The organism is Bifidobacterium sp. ESL0820 (assembly GCF_052606235.1).
On the sequence record NZ_CP199594.1, the window covers coordinates 1,377,342 to 1,394,309 of the forward strand.

The following is a 16,968-nucleotide window of genomic DNA, read 5'->3' on the forward strand; positions in this document are numbered from 1 at the left end:
GCGAACACAAGGGTCCTGTAACAATCCTCCCTATTGCTGCAGGACCCTTGAACAAATCTGGTACGCACCAGGACACCGCTTATCCTTCGAAATACCCGCAGCTCAAGCAGCATCCTGAGAGGTAACTGCGACCACTTATCGCAATATTGCGAGACGACCTCAATGAGTGGTCTTCTTCTGATCTGCTGCAACAGCGGTGGCTCGTGGCATGGAAGCATTTGCAAGAAAATGCTTGAAGGCGCCATTGAGCAGGGGTGTATGCACCATGATCAGGGTTCCGTAGCCGCAAAGTAGCAGCAAAAAGAGCCCTTGGGGCATATAGAACCACGAGAGGATCAGTAGGGCAAAATACAGTGCATCGCAAAACACCATGATCAAAGTCCGCCCAAGGTTGGCCAAGGCAAACACCCATGCATTGAACAAGGTCCGACCTATGGTGTTTTCAAAACGCGCCTGCAAGGCCCAAACCCACTCAAACCCCAACACACACAAAATACTGAAGGCAAATTTAATGATCAACAGCGGCGCGATTTGGAGAACCACCCAAGCATAAAGCAACAGTAGCAGCAATGGCGCAAAAACAAGCCAGATCATAGTTGCCTTGATGAAGTTTGCACGGAAAGCACGAAAATAGTTCGATGTCACATGCCCTTGCCCCTCGAGACTCCTCCTGGCGGCATCATGGCCAGCAGTCAGAGCAGCCCCGATGGATATCAGGGGAATAGACGTGACCATCATGAGGATATTGATCCAAATAGCATCAACAAGATCGGCGAGGCCTTTCATAAAGCCTGAATCAGGAGAGAGAAAATTCAACGGAACCCCCAAGCCGGGAAAGGGCAGGAAACCGGCGACGACACCTGTTCCATACCATGTTGCCGTTTTCCATGATAACCCACTGCAAACCGCCGTAGATTCTGCCATCCTTTGATGACGCATTTCCTGCTCATCGATGGCTCTTGTGGCAGCTGAAGGTCACATATGCTGAGCTGACCGTATTTCAATCAAACGCGCTATCATCAGATAGCTGAGCACCGCTACGGCATCCGATTGCAGGCGCTGGTCCTGGCTCAGCATTGACGAGGAGTATCCATGGAACCCACAATCCAGGACGTGGCCAGACAAGCGAATGTTTCCGTGTCCACCGTCTCCCGGTCGTTCACCCGGCCGGAACTGGTTTCCGAGCACACGCGCTCAAGGGTCCTGTCAATCGCGCAACAATTAAATTTTTCGATTTCGCGCTCTGCGACTGCTCTGAAGTCAGGCCAGTCCTTGCGTGTGGCTGTGCTCATCAGCGGCCACTTGAATACCTGGTTCAACTCGACCATCGTGGAAGGCTTCAACGAGGTCTTTTCACGCAACGGATATGACATCTCCATCTGCCAGATCACCAGCGGCCAAGCGCGAAAAGAATTCTTCCAAGCATTGCCCGTGAAGCGCAACGTCGATGCCGTCATCGTGACCTCCTTCGACATCGAGTCCTCCGAGGTCTCTCGTCTTAGCAGCATCAATGTGCCGATCCTCAGCCTTAACGTCACCGAGGAGAACGGCTTCATGGCTTCGGTCCGCAACGACGATTTCAATGGCGGCATGCTGTCGGCCAACCATCTGATAGCTCTAGGACACACACATATTGCCTATATTCGGTCAACTCCCGTTGCGTCCCTTCGCTTCAGCGTTCAAGCCAGATTGGAGGGATTCTTGAGCGCCTGCAGGGCAGTCGGCATCAAACCAACGGTTCTGGCGGCACCGGCAACCGAAAACCCCACCAGTACTGTACTGGCAAAGCTGGGCAGCATGAGGAACAGGCCCACCGCGATCGCCAGTCAGGAGGATTCTTTGGCGATATCGCTGATTTTCCAACTGCAACGGTTCGGCATCGCCGTTCCCTCGAACATGTCCGTCATCGGATATGACGACAGCAGATTCGCAGGGGCCATCGGACTGACCACCATACGGCAGAAACCCTATGAGATGGCTGTTTCACTGGCGAAGAAGACCCTCCAGCTTATTGAGGGGAACACGCCGGAGAATCTGCATGAGCTGATCGCTCCCACATTGATCCTCAGGTCGTCCACCGCTCCGCTCAAACGCTGAAATCTTCCTTACGATCAACCGATACTTATTGGCCTGATACTTTCCCGCCCAGCGCCATCCCAGCCGGCTGCGGCGTATTCAAGCATGGCACCGAGATCATCCTTCCAAGGCTCCGAAGGCGCAAGCGCGAAGCTCCAGCCCACATGCTCATACTTGGCATCAAAATCTTTCCGCATAGCTGAGACCAGAGGGTTATCAGTCTTTACCTTATTGAAAGTCTTGAAAGGAGTGGTGGAACCCATATCCTGGGCTATGGTATTCTTGCCCTGCTCTGAAGCGATCGTCCAATTGAGGAACTTCTTGGTAGCCTTGATGTTCTTGGAATCGGCCTTCTTGTTCAAGTACCAGTATTGCGTGGTACCGGTCGCCAATCCCTGCTTCTGCTCGTTGCGCAGACCCATGTAGACGGGTATCATACCGACCTTGTCGGCATCCATCCCAGCATTCTGCGGATCAGTCCAAGCCCAAGTGCCGTTTTGATAGAATGCAGCATCCCCCAGGGCAAACTCAGAGTTCGCATCATCGAGGCGCTGGCAGCAAGTCGCGGGGGCAAGGTTTTGACGACAGTCTGCACGCTCGCGGGTGCAAGGTAATCCCGATCCCCATCAAGAACCCAAACAGATAGAAGAGATCGCGACCAGAAAAGTCGTGGACCTGACCACTGGCAAGCGCAATCAACCATCTCATGCAAAACAGTGTCCAGCCAGGTCGATTCTAGGTAGCAGCATGTCTGTCCAAGGCATGGGGCTGAAAGCCTAAGGTCTGGGCTATAATAATTAGGGCCGACAGGGATTACTTCCTGAGCGGGTTTCGAAATCGTCAAACCCACTAAGACAAACTGATATTCAGCTCAATCACACGTTCCACTGCCTGAGCACACGCTTGCCCTGGTAGATGCCAAGAACACCGTAATGCGCCGTATTCATCCGGAACAGCTGGGCCTTATGGGGATCCAAGTCAAGCCACTGCGTCGTCAGGATGCGCAGGATGTGGGCGTGCGCCACCAGGAGCACATGCCGCCCCGAACACACCAGGGGCTCGAGCCATTCGACGATTCCACGCGCACGGGCAGCTACCTGATCCAGACTTTCGCCCTGAGTCACATGTACGGAAACGGGACTGCCCGAAGGCAGATCGACCACCCGGTCGCCACTCAGCTCATCGATGCCCAAAGCATGCGGACCGTCGATCCACAGTTTCCACTCACGGCCAAGGCTGGCCACCACATCCTGAGGACGGTGCCCCTCGGCCGGACCGTAATCCCACTCCAAGATCTCATCCATCGGAGCCGAATCAGGGAAACCGGCCAGCTCGGCTGTCTGTCTGGCTCGTTGCAGGGGGCTGGAAAAAATGCAGTCAGGGTCAAACCCATTGGGGAAGGCCTTAGCCAGCCTTTGACCCGCCTCTTTGGCCTGTTCGCGCCCTTGGTCAGTCAGGGGGATATCAGTGCGCCCCGTATATTGTCCGGTTTCGCTCCAAACTGTCTGACCATGCCGCAGCAGCACAGCGTAGCCTTCGCTCTCGGTCGAGGCATCATTGCCCGACGTATTCTTCGCAATGTCCATGAATAGCAGTTTAACCCACGGTCCGGTCACGCCCCAGACCCCCAGGCGTGTGGGATAATGGACCCATGACGGACTCAGGACGGGAACCTGGCGGGATGGCCGACCAAGTGGTCGGCATGCTTCATCAGGTGGATGGCAAGGTGAATGACATGCGCAACTCGATTGAATCGGACCCGGAATCGCTGACAGACAAGCTGGTCAAGTTTGCGCTTCCCAGCATCGCCGCACTGCTGGCTGGCAAGCTCTTCCAAGCCTTCTGGGGCGGACTGGTCCGCAAGCGCAACGGAGGCGCGGACAGCCCTGAAGAGGATCAGGAGAGCGCTACCGCCGGCCTCCTCTTTGGCGTTCTGTCGGCCGCCGTCACCGCTCTGGTCTCAGGCCTGTTCGAGCGTGGTTCCCAGGCTCTGATCGATCGCCGCCATCAGCGCTGAAAGCACAGGACGCTGACTGATAACCAGGCTGGTCCTGATAACGCTGATTGCGTGATTTTGACGACAAGGTCTTGCATTGGCAGGCGTTGACGGCCAGAATGTCAAAATGACCTTATCAAATTCACAGAAAACCCCGGCCTCGAATCCGGCCGACAATCCCACCATACGGACCTTGCTTGAGCGACGCTCCATCCGCGGATTCACCGACGAACCGGTTGACGACCAGACCATCGCCCTGCTGGAGCAGGCGGCCCAGCATGCAGCGACCAGCCGATACTTCCATGAATGGTCGGCCGTCAGGATCACGGATCATGATGAGGCGCTGGCTATCGCCGATATGGCCCATCAGCGCTATGTTGCCGAAGCCCCGTTGCTCTACATCTTCCTGGCCGACCAGCGCCGCAATGCCGATCTGGTCCGACAATTCGCTGATGATCTGGATCCGGACACCACCCTGCTCAACACTGGTTATGTCTTCCTGCAGTCCCAGAACGATGCGGTCCTGGCCCTGCACGCCATGGAGACCGCCGCCAACGCGCTGGGCCTGGGCGGCGTCATTCTGGGCAGCGTCATCAATGACACGAACAGGTTGATTGATCTGCTGAAGCTGCCCAAACTGGTCTATCCGGTGCTGGGTCTTGCCATCGGCCATCCGGCCCAGGATCCGGATCCCAAGCCCAGGATGCCTCGTCAGGCGCAAATCTTTACCAACACCTATCAGCGGGCCGACGATGATGCAGACATGAAGGATGCCTTGGCTGACTTCGATCAGACAGTCACCCGCTATTATCGCGACATCCGGCACCTGGACGACCCCCACCGCTCGTTCAGCGCCATGATGGCTGACAAGGTTCGCAATCCCGCCTCCGGCCACGAACCCATGCTGGATTCGATCCGCCGACAGGGCTTTGACCCAGCCTGCTAGGCAACGAAGTCCCTGCTGGCCAGACAACTGCAGAGCTCACCTGATATGTTCACCAGCCTAGTTCACCGGCCTTAGGTGAACAGACAAAGCCCAATCGGCCCCAAGCAGTGAGATCAGCGGAATCCGATCTTGCTGCCTGGGACCGTCTGGATCACCTCGGCGACCACCGAGAATGTCAAGTCGAATGCTGGGGCTGCAAGGGGCAATGACTGCTCCTACCGACGACGAGGCTTGTACCCACGTTTGCGGCTATGCGGTTTCAAAGTTCGCGAGCCCATCCTCGTGCGCTGGTAGGAACCCGGCTCATGACTGGTCAGATGCCAGCTCCCGCAGTAGTCGCAACGGTAGACCCACAGAAGAACGTTGCGTTCGACCATGCTGCGGTCGGCGGCCTGCTGGGCCTTGGCCCGATCGTGATACATGATCTTGGACGTAGCAGCGCAACGTCGTGGGGTGAAATAATGCATGACAGCGTACGACTACCTCGAAACCGATCTGACTTTCCTTCTGCGCACTTATACACTCATAGCGCCCAACGCCCGGCCAGACAGGCCCTGCCAGATGACGCAAGCCGATGATGCAAAATCAGACTGGCAGGGCGCAATCGTTCATAACCCGAAGCAGTTAAAGCCGGGTGGAGGTGAGCGACCCTAGAGCACAGATCAGGGCAGGTCGTGACCGGCGCTCAGGTAGAGGTCGTACCATTCCTGGGCGGTCAGATCCACATCCGCACCAGCGGCCATCTGCGTGATGCGCCCGGGGTTCATAGATCCCAGAAGCACCTGTATGCCGGCGGGATGCCGCAGAATCCAGGCCACAGCAATAGCGCTGTTGGCTACCCCATGTTGCTTGGCCAGTTTGTCCAACTCTGCATTGAGTTCGGGATAGCGGGGATTGTCCAGGAAGACCCCGTCGAAGTATCCGGTCTGGAAGGGGCTCCAGGCCTGAATGGTCATGGACTTCAGCCGCGAATAGGCCAGAAGACCGCCATCATGATCCAGGCTGGGATCGTCGCCCATATTGACGTGGATCTCCTGGTCGACCATGCCGGTGTGCCCCAGGCCGAACTGCAGCTGGTTGACCTCCAACCGCTGGCTTACCGCGCTCTGCAGCAGCTCCACCTGCATGGGGTTGACGTTGCTGACGCCGAAGTGCCGAACCTTTCCACTGGTCTGCAGTTCATTGAAGGCCTCGGCCAGATCGTCCAAGTCGACCAGGGTGTCGGGACGATGCAGCAGCACGAAGTCGACATGGTCGGTCTGCAGGTTGACCAGCTCCTCATCCAGGGCCTTCAGCAGGTGATCCTTGGAGAAGTCGTAGCGGGTGATCTGGTCGCTGTCCGGGTTGCGGAAGATGCCGAACTTGGTCTGGATGCCCACGCTGTCCCGGTCTACGCTCAGATCCTTCAGAGCCTGTCCCAGAGCCCGGCTGCTGGCCCCGGCATGGTAGCAGTCTGCAGTGTCGAAGAAGTCAACGCCCGCATTCATGGCCGTCTCCACAATGGTCCGCGCTTCCTCGCGGCTCTTCTGATCGATCCGCATGACCCCCAGGGCCACACGGGAGGCCCGGAATCCGGACTGTCCTAAGTTCATGTATCGCACAATGTCCTCCTCGCAATTAACGTCTAGGCTCGAGTCTACCCGCTCCAGCCGCCTTCCAGCCTTATGCGGTTACTCAAGCAGGTTGCGACGCAGGGCCTCCACCTGGTCTGGCCCGAACCCTAGGGCCTGCCGCGCATAGGTAAAGACGTCCCCATAGGCCTCGATCATGGTCTGTTGGGCATGAGCCAGGTATTCTTTCTTGACGCAGAGCGCAATCTCTAGCGCGTCCAACGAATCCTGGTCGAAGCCTTTGTCGCGGAATTGGTCCAGCAGCTGATTGTTGGCCGCGACCCTCTCTTGGTTGGTCTTCAGATAGTCCGCGAATACCTGGGTGTCGTCCACCTCCAGCAGCCAGAGCACCAGGGCCGCGGCGAACCCGGTCCTGTCCTTGCCGGCAAAGCAGTGGAAGAGCGTAGCCCCCTGGATGTTGCCCACGACGATGCGCAGGAACTTCCCATACCCCTGCTGGGCCGCAGGATTCATGACCAGGTCATGGTAGACATTCAACATGTGGCCGTTGACCTGATCCGCCAAACCCAGCGAGGCGAAATCGTCCAGGCTGGCGCCACTGGCGCCACTTTGCTCCAGCAGATCGATGTTGGTGAAGGTCACACCATCGATCCTGTCGTCCGGACTTTCCTGTCTCTCAAAGGGCCGGCGGAAATCCACAACCTGTGTCACCTGGTAGCGGTCGACCAACTCCCTCTTCGTATCTTCGTCCAGATCCACCAGCTGCCCTGATCGGATGAACTTGTGCTGGCGGACCCGGCGGCCGTGGATGGTCCGAATGCCTCCCAGATCGCGAAAATTGGTGATGTTCATTGACGACCTCCTTCGTTGCGCCCAGTCCCCACGCCAACCCCACCTTCATAAAGGTCACTGGGACACAGTGCACCCAGCGCGCAATCAACAGCAAGAGACAACAGGCAATGCAACCAAGGTATCATTCCTGTTGCTGTGCAGACACACGATGTCTGTAGGTGGGCTTCGTGCTTAAGGAATTGGTCGGTTCCGTTACTGCTGTGCAGTCAGGGCCTGTCTGATGGGCGTGCTGCCTCCGATGATGTTGTAGATCCTGCCTATGGTCTGCTCCAGGTCGACGCAGTCGGCCAGGCATTGTGCCACATCGGCGATCGGTATGGGACCGGGCCCGTCTGGCTCGACCTGGATGGTTCCTGTGCCTTCCTGCTCGGTCAGGCTGCCTGGCTCGATGATGGTGTAGTCCAGCCCGGAGCTGATCAGGTATTGGTCGGCCATGTTCTTGGTCACGTAATAGTCAGCGAGGGCATCGATAGCAGGTTTGACCTGGGGCTGCTCCCAGCGCAGCCAATCGGCTGCATACATGGCTCCCAGCATGACATACCTCGTGATGCCGACCGCTTTAGCGGCCTCTATGGTCTTCATGGCTCCCAGAGCGTCAATCTGGGTGATGTCCTTGCCACGCGATCCTGCAGTGAAGACGACAGCATCCGCATGCGACTTGCGGAATGCGTCGGTTACCTGGGAAAGCGGGTCATGCAAATCCAGAGTCATTGGCTCCACCTGCTGGCTGGCGGGAATCTTCGAGGCCCCTCGTGCGCAGGCAACCACTTCATGACCGGCTTTTACCAGATCAGCGCAGGTCAATACGCCTACTCTGCCTGTGGCTCCTACAAGAATGATTCTTTTGCCCATGTTTATCCGCTTTCTTCGCATATGTGTTTTGTGCGACAGATTCGTCTGCTTTCCATTCTAGATGTCCCGGACCAGAAACAACAGGCGGCAAAACAAGCCAGAGCTTCCGGATCAGTGATTTCGAATATCAAATCGCAGGCTGCTCAAATACAAGTCAGCATGAGTACGAAGCAGCTTTTTCATATTCCGCTTAACCGCGTTCAGTTACTTGGAATGTGGCTTTGCGAGAAGGCATGAATCTTTAAGCCCAGGTCTGTTGCGGATATGGAAAAAGGAGGCATCTCCAAGGATATTGTCCTTGAGATGCCTCCCGTAATCACGTGTTGTGGCGGCGGTGTGCTACTCTCCCACACTCTTCCGGGTGCAGTACCATTGCCGTGCTGGGTCTTAGCTTCCGGGTTCGGAATGGGACCGGGCGTCTCCCCCAGGCCATGACCGCCGCGAATCTTCAATTCTTCCGACCCTGCCGGGTCGGGGTCTCCTGGCGGCTTGGGGACCGGATGGTGGACGCGTGCTCCGATTGTCTGATCGCCTGTGCGTGTTCGTGTTCATTGCCGCAGGCATGTGTTTCGCAGTCGGGTTGATGCCGCCGCCCCTCATGGGGGCGGGTGTGGTGTTGTCTTCGACCATTAGTGCCGGTCGGCTCCGCCCCTTACGGGGTGTCCACGTCCGGTCTATCGACCATGTGTTCTGCATGGGGTCTTCAGAAGCCGCAAGGCTTCATGGAATCCTTATCTTGGAGGGGGCTTCCCGCTTAGATGCTTTCAGCGGTTATCCCATCCGAACGTAGCCAACCGGCCGTGCCGCTGGCGCGACAACCGGCATACCAGAGGTTCGTCCACCCAGGTCCTCTCGTACTATGGGCAGGGCTCCTCAAGATTCCAACGAGCGCAGAGGATAGAGACCAAACTGTCTCACGACGTTCTGAACCCAGCTCGCGTGCCGCTTTAATCGGCGAACGGCCGAACCCTTGGGACCTGCTCCAGCCCCAGGATGCGACGAGCCGACATCGAGGTGCCAAACCATCCCGTCGATATGGACTCTTGGGGATGATCAGCCTGTTATCCCCGGGGTACCTTTTATCCGTTGAGCGATGCCGCGTCCGTACGCCGGCACCGGATCACTATCTCCGACTTTCGTCCCTGCTCGACCCGTCGGTCTCGCAGTCAAGCTCCCTTGTGCGATTGCACTCAACACCCGATTGCCAACCGGGCTGAGGGAACCCTTGGGCGCCTCCGTTACTCTTTGGGAGGCAACCGCCCCAGTTAAACTACCCGCCAGGCACTGTCCCTGGCCGGGATGACCGGCCGAGGTTAGAGGCCAGATGAGGACAGAGCGGTATTTCACATTCCGGCTCCACGGATGCTGGCGCACCCGCTTCGAAGCCTCCCGCCTATGCTACACAGTCCGCACCTAACGCCAATACCAAGGTATAGTAAAGGTCCCGGGTCTTTTCGTCCTTCTGCGCTTAACGAGCATCTTTACTCGTACTGCAATTTCGCCGAGCTCCTGGTCGAGACAGTGGGGAAGTCGTTACGCCATTCGTGCAGGTCGGAACTTACCCGACAAGGAATTTCGCTACCTTAGGATGGTTATAGTTACCACCGCCGTTTACCGGGGCTTGAATTCACCGCTGCCCCCTCCGAAGAGGGATGACGGATCCTCTTAACCTTCCGGCACCGGGCAGGCGTCAGTGCATATACAGCGACTTACGTCTTCGCATGCACCTGTGTTTTTGGTAAACAGTCGCTACCCCCTGGTCTGTGCCGCCCCCACCGGCTCCGCGCGCAAGGCGCCTCACCGGCAGGGGCCTCCCTTATACCGAAGGCACGGGAGTGATTTGCCGAGTTCCTTGACCAGGATTCGCTCGATCGCTTTGGTATACTCTACCTGACCACCAGTGTCGGTTTAGGGTACGGGCGGCGCCACTCCTCACGCCGAAGCTTTTCTCGACGGAACGGCACACCGGATTCGGGGCACAAGGCCCCCCATCATCACACCTCGCGCTCATGCCGGGCGGATTTGCCTGCCCGACGCGCCGCATGCTTGACCACGGATAACCACCACCGCGGCCCGGCTCCCGTTCCGTGTCACTCCTGCGCTACCCGCCACGCATCCACACGCCGGTCCCACCACATCGGCAGGTCCGAAGACCAGCCTCCGAGGCAGGTAAGGGCACGCTTCCGCGTCTTGGATTGGACGGCTTGACGCCGGTAGGAGAATATCGACTCCTTCATCCATTCGACTACGCCTGTCGGCCTCGCCTTAGGACCCGACTCACCCGGGGACGACGAACGTGGCCCCGGAACCCTTGGTCATCCAGCGGGCGGGATTCTCACCCGCCTCTCGCTACTCATGTCTGCATTCTCACTTCCACACGGTCCACGGCCGGCTCACGCCGCCGCTTCGCCCCATGCGGAACGCTCTCCTACCCAGCACAGCAAACTGCGCTGCCGCGTCTTCGGTGGCGTGCTTGAGCCCCGCTACATTATCGGCGCGGAACCACTAGACCAGTGAGCTGTTACGCACTCTTTCAAGGATGGCTGCTTCTGAGCCAACCTCCTGGCTGTCTATGCGACTCCACATCCTTTCCCACTTAGCACGCGCTTAGGGACCTTAGACGACGATCTGGGCTGTCTCCCTCTCGACGACGGAGCTTATCCCCCGCCGACTCACTGCCGCGATACACCTCGCACGTATTCGGAGTTTGGCTGCTGTCGGTACCCGATACGGGCCCTCAAGCATCCAGTAGCTCTACCCCATGGAGGCACTCACGCGACGCTGCACCGAAATGCATTTCGGAGAGAACCAGCTATCACGGAATTTGATTGGCCTTTCACCCCTAGCCCCAGGTCATCGGCCCGGTTTTCAACCCAGGTCCGTTCGGTCCTCCACGCGGTCTTACCCGCGCTTCAACCTGCCCAGGGCTAGATCATCCCGCTTCGGGTCCAGGACACGCGACTGGAAACGCCCTTATCGGACTCGCTTTCGCTACGGCTGCCCCACACGGGTTAGCCTCGCCACGCACCACTGACTCGCAGACTCATTTTTCGATAGGCACGCCGTCACCCCGAAAGGCTCCGACGGATTGTAGGCACACGGTTTCAGAAACTCTTTCACTCCCCTCCCGGGGTGCTTTTCACCTTTCCCTCACGGTACTCGTACGCTATCGGTCAGACAGGAATATTCAGGCTTACCCCACGGTCGGGGCCGATTCACACGGGATTCCACGAGTCCCGCGCTACTTGGGAACAAGAACCGGCAGGCGGCGCGCCTTCGGCTACGGGGCCATCACCCTCTACGGCCGGGAATTCAATCCCGTTCGCCTCACACGCCGCTTTATCACTGCCGCCGGGCCCGTCGGAGCCCGGACGCCAAGTCCCACAACACCCATGCCGCAACCCCCGACGGGTCTCACACGGCACCGGTTTGGCCATCATCCGCTTTCGCTCGCCACTACTCACGGAATATCCTTTCCTGCAGGTACTGAGATGTTTCACTTCCCTGCGTACCCCCCGCACGAATGCGGTGCCGGCCCATAACAGCCGGCGGGTTACCCCATTCGGACACCCTCGGATCAAAGCCCTGTCGGCGGCTCCCCGAGGCCTATCGCGGCCCCACGCGTCCTTCATCGGTCCTGTCTGCCAAGGCATCCACCATGCGCCCTTGCCGACAACACGGCCACAGGCCATGCCACGACAACAACAACTGCGAACTGCCAGACGACAAATCATCACACTAAACGATCACAAAACGATCGACCCGAACCCACCAAAAAAATAGGCTCGGACGAAACAATACAGCAGACAGCCAGCCAGAAAAGCCAGCCATCCGCTCGCGTCCACTATCCAGTTCTCAAGCCACCAGCGCGCCGCCAAGACCCCACAGGGCAACACCCCATGCAGGAACCCGACGGGCGGCAGGAACACCACCCAAAACAAGGTGGCGGTCCGGGAACCCAACAGCGCATCCATGCCACAGCGCTTCCGACCGTTCCACGCCAGCACGCCCACACCATCCGGCCAACCGGCCGGACCCATGGACTCGACCCCACGACCCATAAACAGGCGGGGGATTTCACTCATATCTCCGTAGAAAGGAGGTGATCCAGCCGCACCTTCCGGTACGGCTACCTTGTTACGACTTAGTCCCAATCGCGGACCTCACCTTAGACGGCTCCCCCCCAAACGGGTTGGGCCACCGGCTTCGGGTGCTGCCCACTTTCATGACTTGACGGGCGGTGTGTACAAGGCCCGGGAACGCATTCACCGCGGCGTTGCTGATCCGCGATTACTAGCGACTCCGCCTTCACGGAGCCGGGTTGCAGGCTCCGATCCGAACTGAGACCGGTTTTCAGGGATCCGCTCCATGTCACCATGTCGCATCCCGTTGTACCGGCCATTGTAGCATGCGTGAAGCCCTGGACGTAAGGGGCATGATGATCTGACGTCATCCCCACCTTCCTCCGGGTTAACCCCGGCGGTCCCCCGTGAGTTCCCACCATAACGTGCTGGCAACACGAGGCGAGGGTTGCGCTCGTTGCGGGACTTGACCCAACATCTCACGACACGAGCTGACGACGACCATGCACCACCTGTGAACCGGCCCCGAAGGGAAGCCGCGTCTCCGCGGCCGTCCGGCACATGTCAAGCCCAGGTAAGGTTCTTCGCGTTGCATCGAATTAATCCGCATGCTCCGCCGCTTGTGCGGGCCCCCGTCAATTTCTTTGAGTTTTAGCCTTGCGGCCGTACTCCCCAGGCGGGATGCTTAACGCGTTAGCTCCGACACGGAACCCGTGGAACGGGCCCCACATCCAGCATCCACCGTTTACGGCGTGGACTACCAGGGTATCTAATCCTGTTCGCTCCCCACGCTTTCGCTCCTCAGCGTCAGTGACGGCCCAGAGACCTGCCTTCGCCATCGGTGTTCTTCCCGATATCTACACATTCCCCGTTACACCGGGAATTCCAGTCTCCCCTACCGCACTCCAGTCCGCCCGTACCCGGCGCCGATCCACCGTTAAGCGATGGACTTTCACACCAGACGCGACGAACCGCCTACGAGCTCTTTACGCCCAATAAATCCGGATAACGCTTGCACCCTACGTATTACCGCGGCTGCTGGCACGTAGTTAGCCGGTGCTTATTCGAAAGGTACACTCACTCTCGCTTGCTCCCAATCAAAAGCGGTTTACAACCCGAAGGCCGTCATCCCGCACGCGGCGTCGCTGCATCAGGCTTTCGCCCATTGTGCAATATTCCCCACTGCTGCCTCCCGTAGGAGTCTGGGCCGTATCTCAGTCCCAATGTGGCCGGTCGCCCTCTCAGGCCGGCTACCCGTCGAAGCCTTGGCAGGCCATCACCCCGCCAACAAGCTGATAGGACGCGACCCCATCCCATGCCGGTAAACCCTTTCCCGCACCATCATGCGACAGCGCGGAGCATCCGGCATTACCACCCGTTTCCAGGAGCTATTCCGAAGCATAGGGCAGGTTGGTCACGCATTACTCACCCGTTCGCCACTCTCACCGCCAAGCAAGCTTGGCGGATCCCGTTCGACTTGCATGTGTTAAGCACGCCGCCAGCGTTCATCCTGAGCCAGAATCAAACCCTCCACAAAAAACCATGAAGAAGCCGAAACGACTCTCATAATAAATTGACGGGCCAGCTTCCATAAGGAGGAAACCAACCCACGAAAAACCCCGACACCCCTCACAACGCTCCCACGTACCCGACAACAGCCGGGCGGGCATCGGACTGGCAATCAAAAAGCTATAAGTAGCACAAACACGCTCTTGAGTTCTCAAACCACCACCACACCAACAAGCCATTCAACTTCCTCCCGGAAGAAGAACCGCCGTGTTGAGCAGCAAGAGATAAACTTACCACGAGCCGGCCAAAACGCAACTCGGCCCTCCCGCGAAGACCCTAAAAACAAGCAATAACAAGCCTTTAAACGGCGTGTCGCAACACGTCCTTTTATAACTTCGAGCCTCACCGAGGCGGGACTTCAGCGCAGCATCACAGCTCCATGCACACACTTTATTCACAAAGTATCGGTCAGACCACAGCTGAATCGGCGTGTCAGCATCGCCCTGTCATAATCCTTCCGAATTTTGTTTATAGGCGGCCATATCCGGTGCGGAGTCCTCTTTCCATCTTCGATCGTCAGTCATCCACAACTCATAAATGTTCATGTTGATATAGATGCATATTCGCGCACCATGCTGGTCTTCGGACCATGGATTCTGTTGGCGGATGGTAAGACGGGTGTATGAGCACAACAATTGCAGTACTGACCGGTGCGGGCATCTCGACTTCCGCCGGCATACCGGATTTTCGCGGGCCTGACGGGGTTTGGACCAAGCATCCCGATCAGATGAACGTCTATGACCTGGACCTGTTCATGAGCGACAAGAAGCAGCGGGAGTATTCATGGCGGTGGCAGAAGGAGTCACCTGTCTGGAATGCCCAGCCCGGAGTAGCCCACAAGGCACTGGCCAAGCTGGAGCAGGCAGGCATGCTGAACCTGCTGGCTACGCAGAACTTCGATGCCCTCCACGAGAAAGCCGGCAACTCCGAGGACGTCATCGTGAACCTTCACGGGACCATCGGCAGTTCCCATTGCATGAAATGCGGTCAGGCATATCGGACGGCCGACATCATGGCCAAGCTCGATCAGGAACCCGATCCACACTGCCACAAGCCCATGCCTTACCAAGGCAACATGCCTTGCAATGGCATCATCAAGACTGATGTGGTCTATTTCGGTCAGGCCCTGCCCGAGGGAGCCATGGAAAAGAGCATGAGGCTAGCCAGCCAGGCTGATCAATTCTGGGTGATCGGCTCCACCTTGGAGGTGTATCCGGCGGCCTCACTGGTGCCGGTGGCAGCCCAAGCAGGCGTGCCGATCACCATCATGAACATGGGTTCGACCCAGTATGATTCTCTGGCAACCCGACTCATCCACGAACCCATCGAAGAGGCACTGCCCAAACTCGTTGACAAGACCATCGCTGGGCAGGAATGATTTGCTGGCTGCTCCGCATAACTGTTGGGGCAGAGTAACAATCTGCAGATTCCTGATGGCCCTGCGGCAATTTGCAGGGTCATCAGCCAAGATCAGCGATGGCGCTGGCCATGCTGACTGTTCGTCCGGCCGCGATCCTTATCGCGGAACCTTGGAAGACGGGTACAGGACCACCGGATCCAATCGGGACATAGTGCTCAGTAGTTCTGATGGACCTGGAAGCCTCGGCTACGCAAGGTATCCAGGATCTGGGTGATGTGGTCGGGGCCGTTGGTCTCCACAGTCACCTCCAAGAGCACGCCGTTGTCATAGTGGCCGGAGGATTTGAACTGATCGTGGTTGAGCTCGATTACATTGGCACGCAGATCGGCCAGGACCGTGGCCACCTTGACCAGCTGGCCGGGGACGTGGCCGGGGACGTCGGGCAGCTCCACGCCGAACTGCATGATGCGCCCGCGGGAGATCATCCCCCGCTGGATGACCGCACCCATGGTGACCGTGTCGATATTGCCTCCCGAGATGATGGGGACGATCACATGCGGACCCGGGGCCGACCGGAAGACATCGGACTGCAGATCCAACTGGCCCAAGGCCGCCAAGGAGACCGCTCCGGCTGCCTCGACCACCAGTTTGTGCTTCTCCAGCATGAATAGGATCATCTCGGAGATGTCGCTTTCGGTCACCTGAACCAGATCATCCATATAGCGGCTGAGCAGGGCATAGTTCAGATCGCCGGGACGTCTGACGGCTACGCCCTCGGCAGCCGTACGCATCTGATCCGCTGCGACCACATGACCAGCTGTCAGAGATTCACGCCAGGCCGGAGAACCGACCGGGGTGGCTCCGATGACTCTGACGTCTGCTTTGAAGGTCTTTACGGCGAGCGCCACTCCGGCGCCCAGCCCGCCCCCACCGAGGGGAACCACGATATCGGTGACATCGGGCACATCCTGAAGAATCTCCATGGCGATGGTTCCCTGACCGCAGACGACCTCGTAGTCGTCAAAGGGCGGGACGAAGGTCATGCCGCGATCACGTGCCAGACCCAAGGCGTAATCGGAACTTTCGTCGAAGACCTCGCCCTGCAGGACAACCTCGGCGCCATAGGCCCGAGTGGCATCGACCTTGAGGGGCGGAGTGATCCGGGGCATGACAATCGTGGCCTTCGCGCCACGGCTGCGTGCGGCAAAAGCCACCCCCTGGGCATGATTGCCGGCGGAAGCGGTGACGATGCCGCGGTCCAGCTCGTCCTGATCCAACGAGGCCACCTTGTTATAAGCTCCGCGAATCTTGAAGGATCCGGTCAGCTGCAGATTCTCCGGCTTGAGCAGAACGCGATGGCCTATCCGAGCACCCAGATCATCGGATTGCTCGATAAGGGTGTGACGGGCCACACCTTCCAGACGTTGGGCGGCTTTGCGCAGATCAGCGGCATGATCGGACTCAAGACAGGCAGTGATTGTTGAAGTATCCATGCTCCAAGTATGGTCGGCAAGGCCCGACCAACGGGGTCAGCCGTCAACATGGTGGACACCCAAACCTGCCGAAAACCAAAATATGTGAGCACTCGAACGTTTGGATACCCGAAAAGTTGCCGACAGTTCTCGATAGTCGCCACTAAGAGGTAGCGACAGGCAACAGTCGCA

At 58.2% G+C, this 16,968-nt stretch carries 14 protein-coding genes and 3 rRNA genes; 5 read left to right on the forward strand and 12 right to left on the reverse strand.

Annotated features, from left to right (window positions below; all coding sequences use genetic code 11):
• Window positions 1-159: 159 nt before the first annotated feature.
• Window positions 160-816 carry a DUF624 domain-containing protein gene (locus ACUIAH_RS05485; protein ID WP_445341563.1) on the reverse strand — a complete coding sequence of 219 codons (657 nt, stop codon included), beginning with the start codon at window positions 814-816 and terminating at the stop codon, window positions 160-162.
• 276 nt (window positions 817-1,092) lie between these two features.
• Here ACUIAH_RS05485 and ACUIAH_RS05490 point away from each other — a divergent pair, with 276 nt between their 5' ends.
• The gene (locus ACUIAH_RS05490; protein ID WP_445340599.1) at window positions 1,093-2,097 is read left to right on the forward strand and encodes a LacI family DNA-binding transcriptional regulator; all 1,005 of its coding nucleotides are present in this window, start codon (window positions 1,093-1,095) and stop codon (window positions 2,095-2,097) included.
• Between the two features lie 14 nt (window positions 2,098-2,111).
• On the opposite strand, the gene ACUIAH_RS05495 is transcribed toward ACUIAH_RS05490, so the two are convergent.
• Complete coding sequence (locus ACUIAH_RS05495) at window positions 2,112-2,597, reverse strand: extracellular solute-binding protein (protein ID WP_445341564.1); 486 nt, start codon at window positions 2,595-2,597, stop codon at window positions 2,112-2,114.
• A 354-nt stretch (window positions 2,598-2,951) separates the two neighbouring features.
• On the reverse strand, window positions 2,952-3,662 hold the full coding sequence (locus tag ACUIAH_RS05500) for a histidine phosphatase family protein (RefSeq protein WP_445340600.1): 711 nt from the start codon (window positions 3,660-3,662) through the stop codon (window positions 2,952-2,954).
• 65 nt (window positions 3,663-3,727) lie between these two features.
• Between ACUIAH_RS05500 and ACUIAH_RS05505 the strand changes: the two genes are divergently transcribed.
• Together ACUIAH_RS05505 and ACUIAH_RS05510 are read left to right on the forward strand one after the other, a co-directional pair.
• Window positions 3,728-4,093, forward strand: a complete 366-nt coding sequence (locus tag ACUIAH_RS05505) for a DUF4235 domain-containing protein (RefSeq protein WP_445340601.1) — start codon at window positions 3,728-3,730, stop codon at window positions 4,091-4,093.
• Between the two features lie 106 nt (window positions 4,094-4,199).
• Complete coding sequence (locus ACUIAH_RS05510) at window positions 4,200-5,018, forward strand: nitroreductase family protein (protein WP_445340602.1); 819 nt, start codon at window positions 4,200-4,202, stop codon at window positions 5,016-5,018.
• Between the two features lie 215 nt (window positions 5,019-5,233).
• Here ACUIAH_RS05510 and ACUIAH_RS05515 read toward each other — a convergent pair whose 3' ends face one another.
• From ACUIAH_RS05515 to ACUIAH_RS05530, 4 genes are all read right to left on the reverse strand, one after another.
• Window positions 5,234-5,485: a hypothetical protein gene (locus tag ACUIAH_RS05515; RefSeq protein WP_313837257.1), complete on the reverse strand. Its 252-nt coding sequence runs from the start codon at window positions 5,483-5,485 to the stop codon at window positions 5,234-5,236.
• A 195-nt stretch (window positions 5,486-5,680) separates the two neighbouring features.
• A complete protein-coding gene (locus tag ACUIAH_RS05520) occupies window positions 5,681-6,619 on the reverse strand; it encodes an aldo/keto reductase (RefSeq protein WP_445340603.1) in 939 nt (312 codons plus the stop codon).
• 69 nt (window positions 6,620-6,688) lie between these two features.
• Window positions 6,689-7,441, reverse strand: a complete 753-nt coding sequence (locus ACUIAH_RS05525) for a tyrosine-protein phosphatase (protein ID WP_445340604.1) — start codon at window positions 7,439-7,441, stop codon at window positions 6,689-6,691.
• Window positions 7,442-7,633: 192 nt separating this feature from the next.
• Window positions 7,634-8,314, reverse strand: a complete 681-nt coding sequence (locus ACUIAH_RS05530) for an SDR family oxidoreductase (RefSeq protein ID WP_445340605.1) — start codon at window positions 8,312-8,314, stop codon at window positions 7,634-7,636.
• On the opposite strand from ACUIAH_RS05530, the gene ACUIAH_RS05535 reads away from it, so the two are divergent.
• Entirely contained in the window at window positions 8,213-8,530 is a 318-nt protein-coding gene (locus ACUIAH_RS05535) for a hypothetical protein (RefSeq protein WP_445341595.1), read from the forward strand. The genes ACUIAH_RS05530 and ACUIAH_RS05535 overlap by 102 nt on opposite strands.
• Window positions 8,531-8,619: 89 nt before the next feature.
• Here the strand turns inward: ACUIAH_RS05535 and rrf are convergent.
• From rrf to ACUIAH_RS05555, 4 genes are all read right to left on the reverse strand, one after another.
• Window positions 8,620-8,736: ribosomal RNA gene (rrf, locus tag ACUIAH_RS05540) — 5S ribosomal RNA — on the reverse strand.
• Window positions 8,737-8,903: 167 nt separating this feature from the next.
• Window positions 8,904-11,973: ribosomal RNA gene (locus tag ACUIAH_RS05545) — 23S ribosomal RNA — on the reverse strand.
• A 66-nt stretch (window positions 11,974-12,039) separates the two neighbouring features.
• Entirely contained in the window at window positions 12,040-12,378 is a 339-nt protein-coding gene (locus ACUIAH_RS05550; protein WP_445340606.1) for a hypothetical protein, read from the reverse strand.
• Window positions 12,379-12,388: 10 nt separating this feature from the next.
• Window positions 12,389-13,912 (reverse strand): 16S ribosomal RNA (locus ACUIAH_RS05555).
• The 16S, 23S and 5S rRNA genes sit together here, the layout of an rRNA operon.
• Window positions 13,913-14,566: 654 nt before the next feature.
• Between ACUIAH_RS05555 and ACUIAH_RS05560 the strand changes: the two genes are divergently transcribed.
• Window positions 14,567-15,322: a Sir2 family NAD-dependent protein deacetylase gene (locus ACUIAH_RS05560; RefSeq protein WP_445340607.1), complete on the forward strand. Its 756-nt coding sequence runs from the start codon at window positions 14,567-14,569 to the stop codon at window positions 15,320-15,322.
• A gap of 197 nt (window positions 15,323-15,519) precedes the next feature.
• Here the strand turns inward: ACUIAH_RS05560 and ilvA are convergent, their stop codons facing one another.
• On the reverse strand, window positions 15,520-16,797 hold the full coding sequence (gene ilvA / locus ACUIAH_RS05565; RefSeq protein ID WP_445340608.1) for a threonine ammonia-lyase: 1,278 nt from the start codon (window positions 16,795-16,797) through the stop codon (window positions 15,520-15,522).
• Between the last annotated feature and the right edge of the window lie 171 nt (window positions 16,798-16,968).

What these genes read in the sequence shown, in the direction of transcription:
- ACUIAH_RS05490 (WP_445340599.1), top strand. Translation starts at nt 1,093, where the DNA reads ATGGAACCCACAATCCAGGACGTGGCCAGACAAGCGAATGTTTCCGTG.
- ACUIAH_RS05525 (WP_445340604.1), bottom strand. Translation starts at nt 7,441, where the DNA reads ATGAACATCACCAATTTTCGCGATCTGGGAGGCATTCGGACCATCCAC.
- ACUIAH_RS05560 (WP_445340607.1), top strand. Translation starts at nt 14,567, where the DNA reads ATGAGCACAACAATTGCAGTACTGACCGGTGCGGGCATCTCGACTTCC.
- ACUIAH_RS05505 (WP_445340601.1), top strand. Translation starts at nt 3,728, where the DNA reads ATGACGGACTCAGGACGGGAACCTGGCGGGATGGCCGACCAAGTGGTC.
- ACUIAH_RS05515 (WP_313837257.1), bottom strand. Translation starts at nt 5,485, where the DNA reads ATGCATTATTTCACCCCACGACGTTGCGCTGCTACGTCCAAGATCATG.
- ilvA (WP_445340608.1), bottom strand. Translation starts at nt 16,797, where the DNA reads ATGGATACTTCAACAATCACTGCCTGTCTTGAGTCCGATCATGCCGCT.
- ACUIAH_RS05500 (WP_445340600.1), bottom strand. Translation starts at nt 3,662, where the DNA reads ATGGACATTGCGAAGAATACGTCGGGCAATGATGCCTCGACCGAGAGC.
- ACUIAH_RS05510 (WP_445340602.1), top strand. Translation starts at nt 4,200, where the DNA reads ATGACCTTATCAAATTCACAGAAAACCCCGGCCTCGAATCCGGCCGAC.
- ACUIAH_RS05530 (WP_445340605.1), bottom strand. Translation starts at nt 8,314, where the DNA reads ATGCGAAGAAAGCGGATAAACATGGGCAAAAGAATCATTCTTGTAGGA.
- ACUIAH_RS05535 (WP_445341595.1), top strand. Translation starts at nt 8,213, where the DNA reads ATGACCGGCTTTTACCAGATCAGCGCAGGTCAATACGCCTACTCTGCC.
- ACUIAH_RS05550 (WP_445340606.1), bottom strand. Translation starts at nt 12,378, where the DNA reads ATGAGTGAAATCCCCCGCCTGTTTATGGGTCGTGGGGTCGAGTCCATG.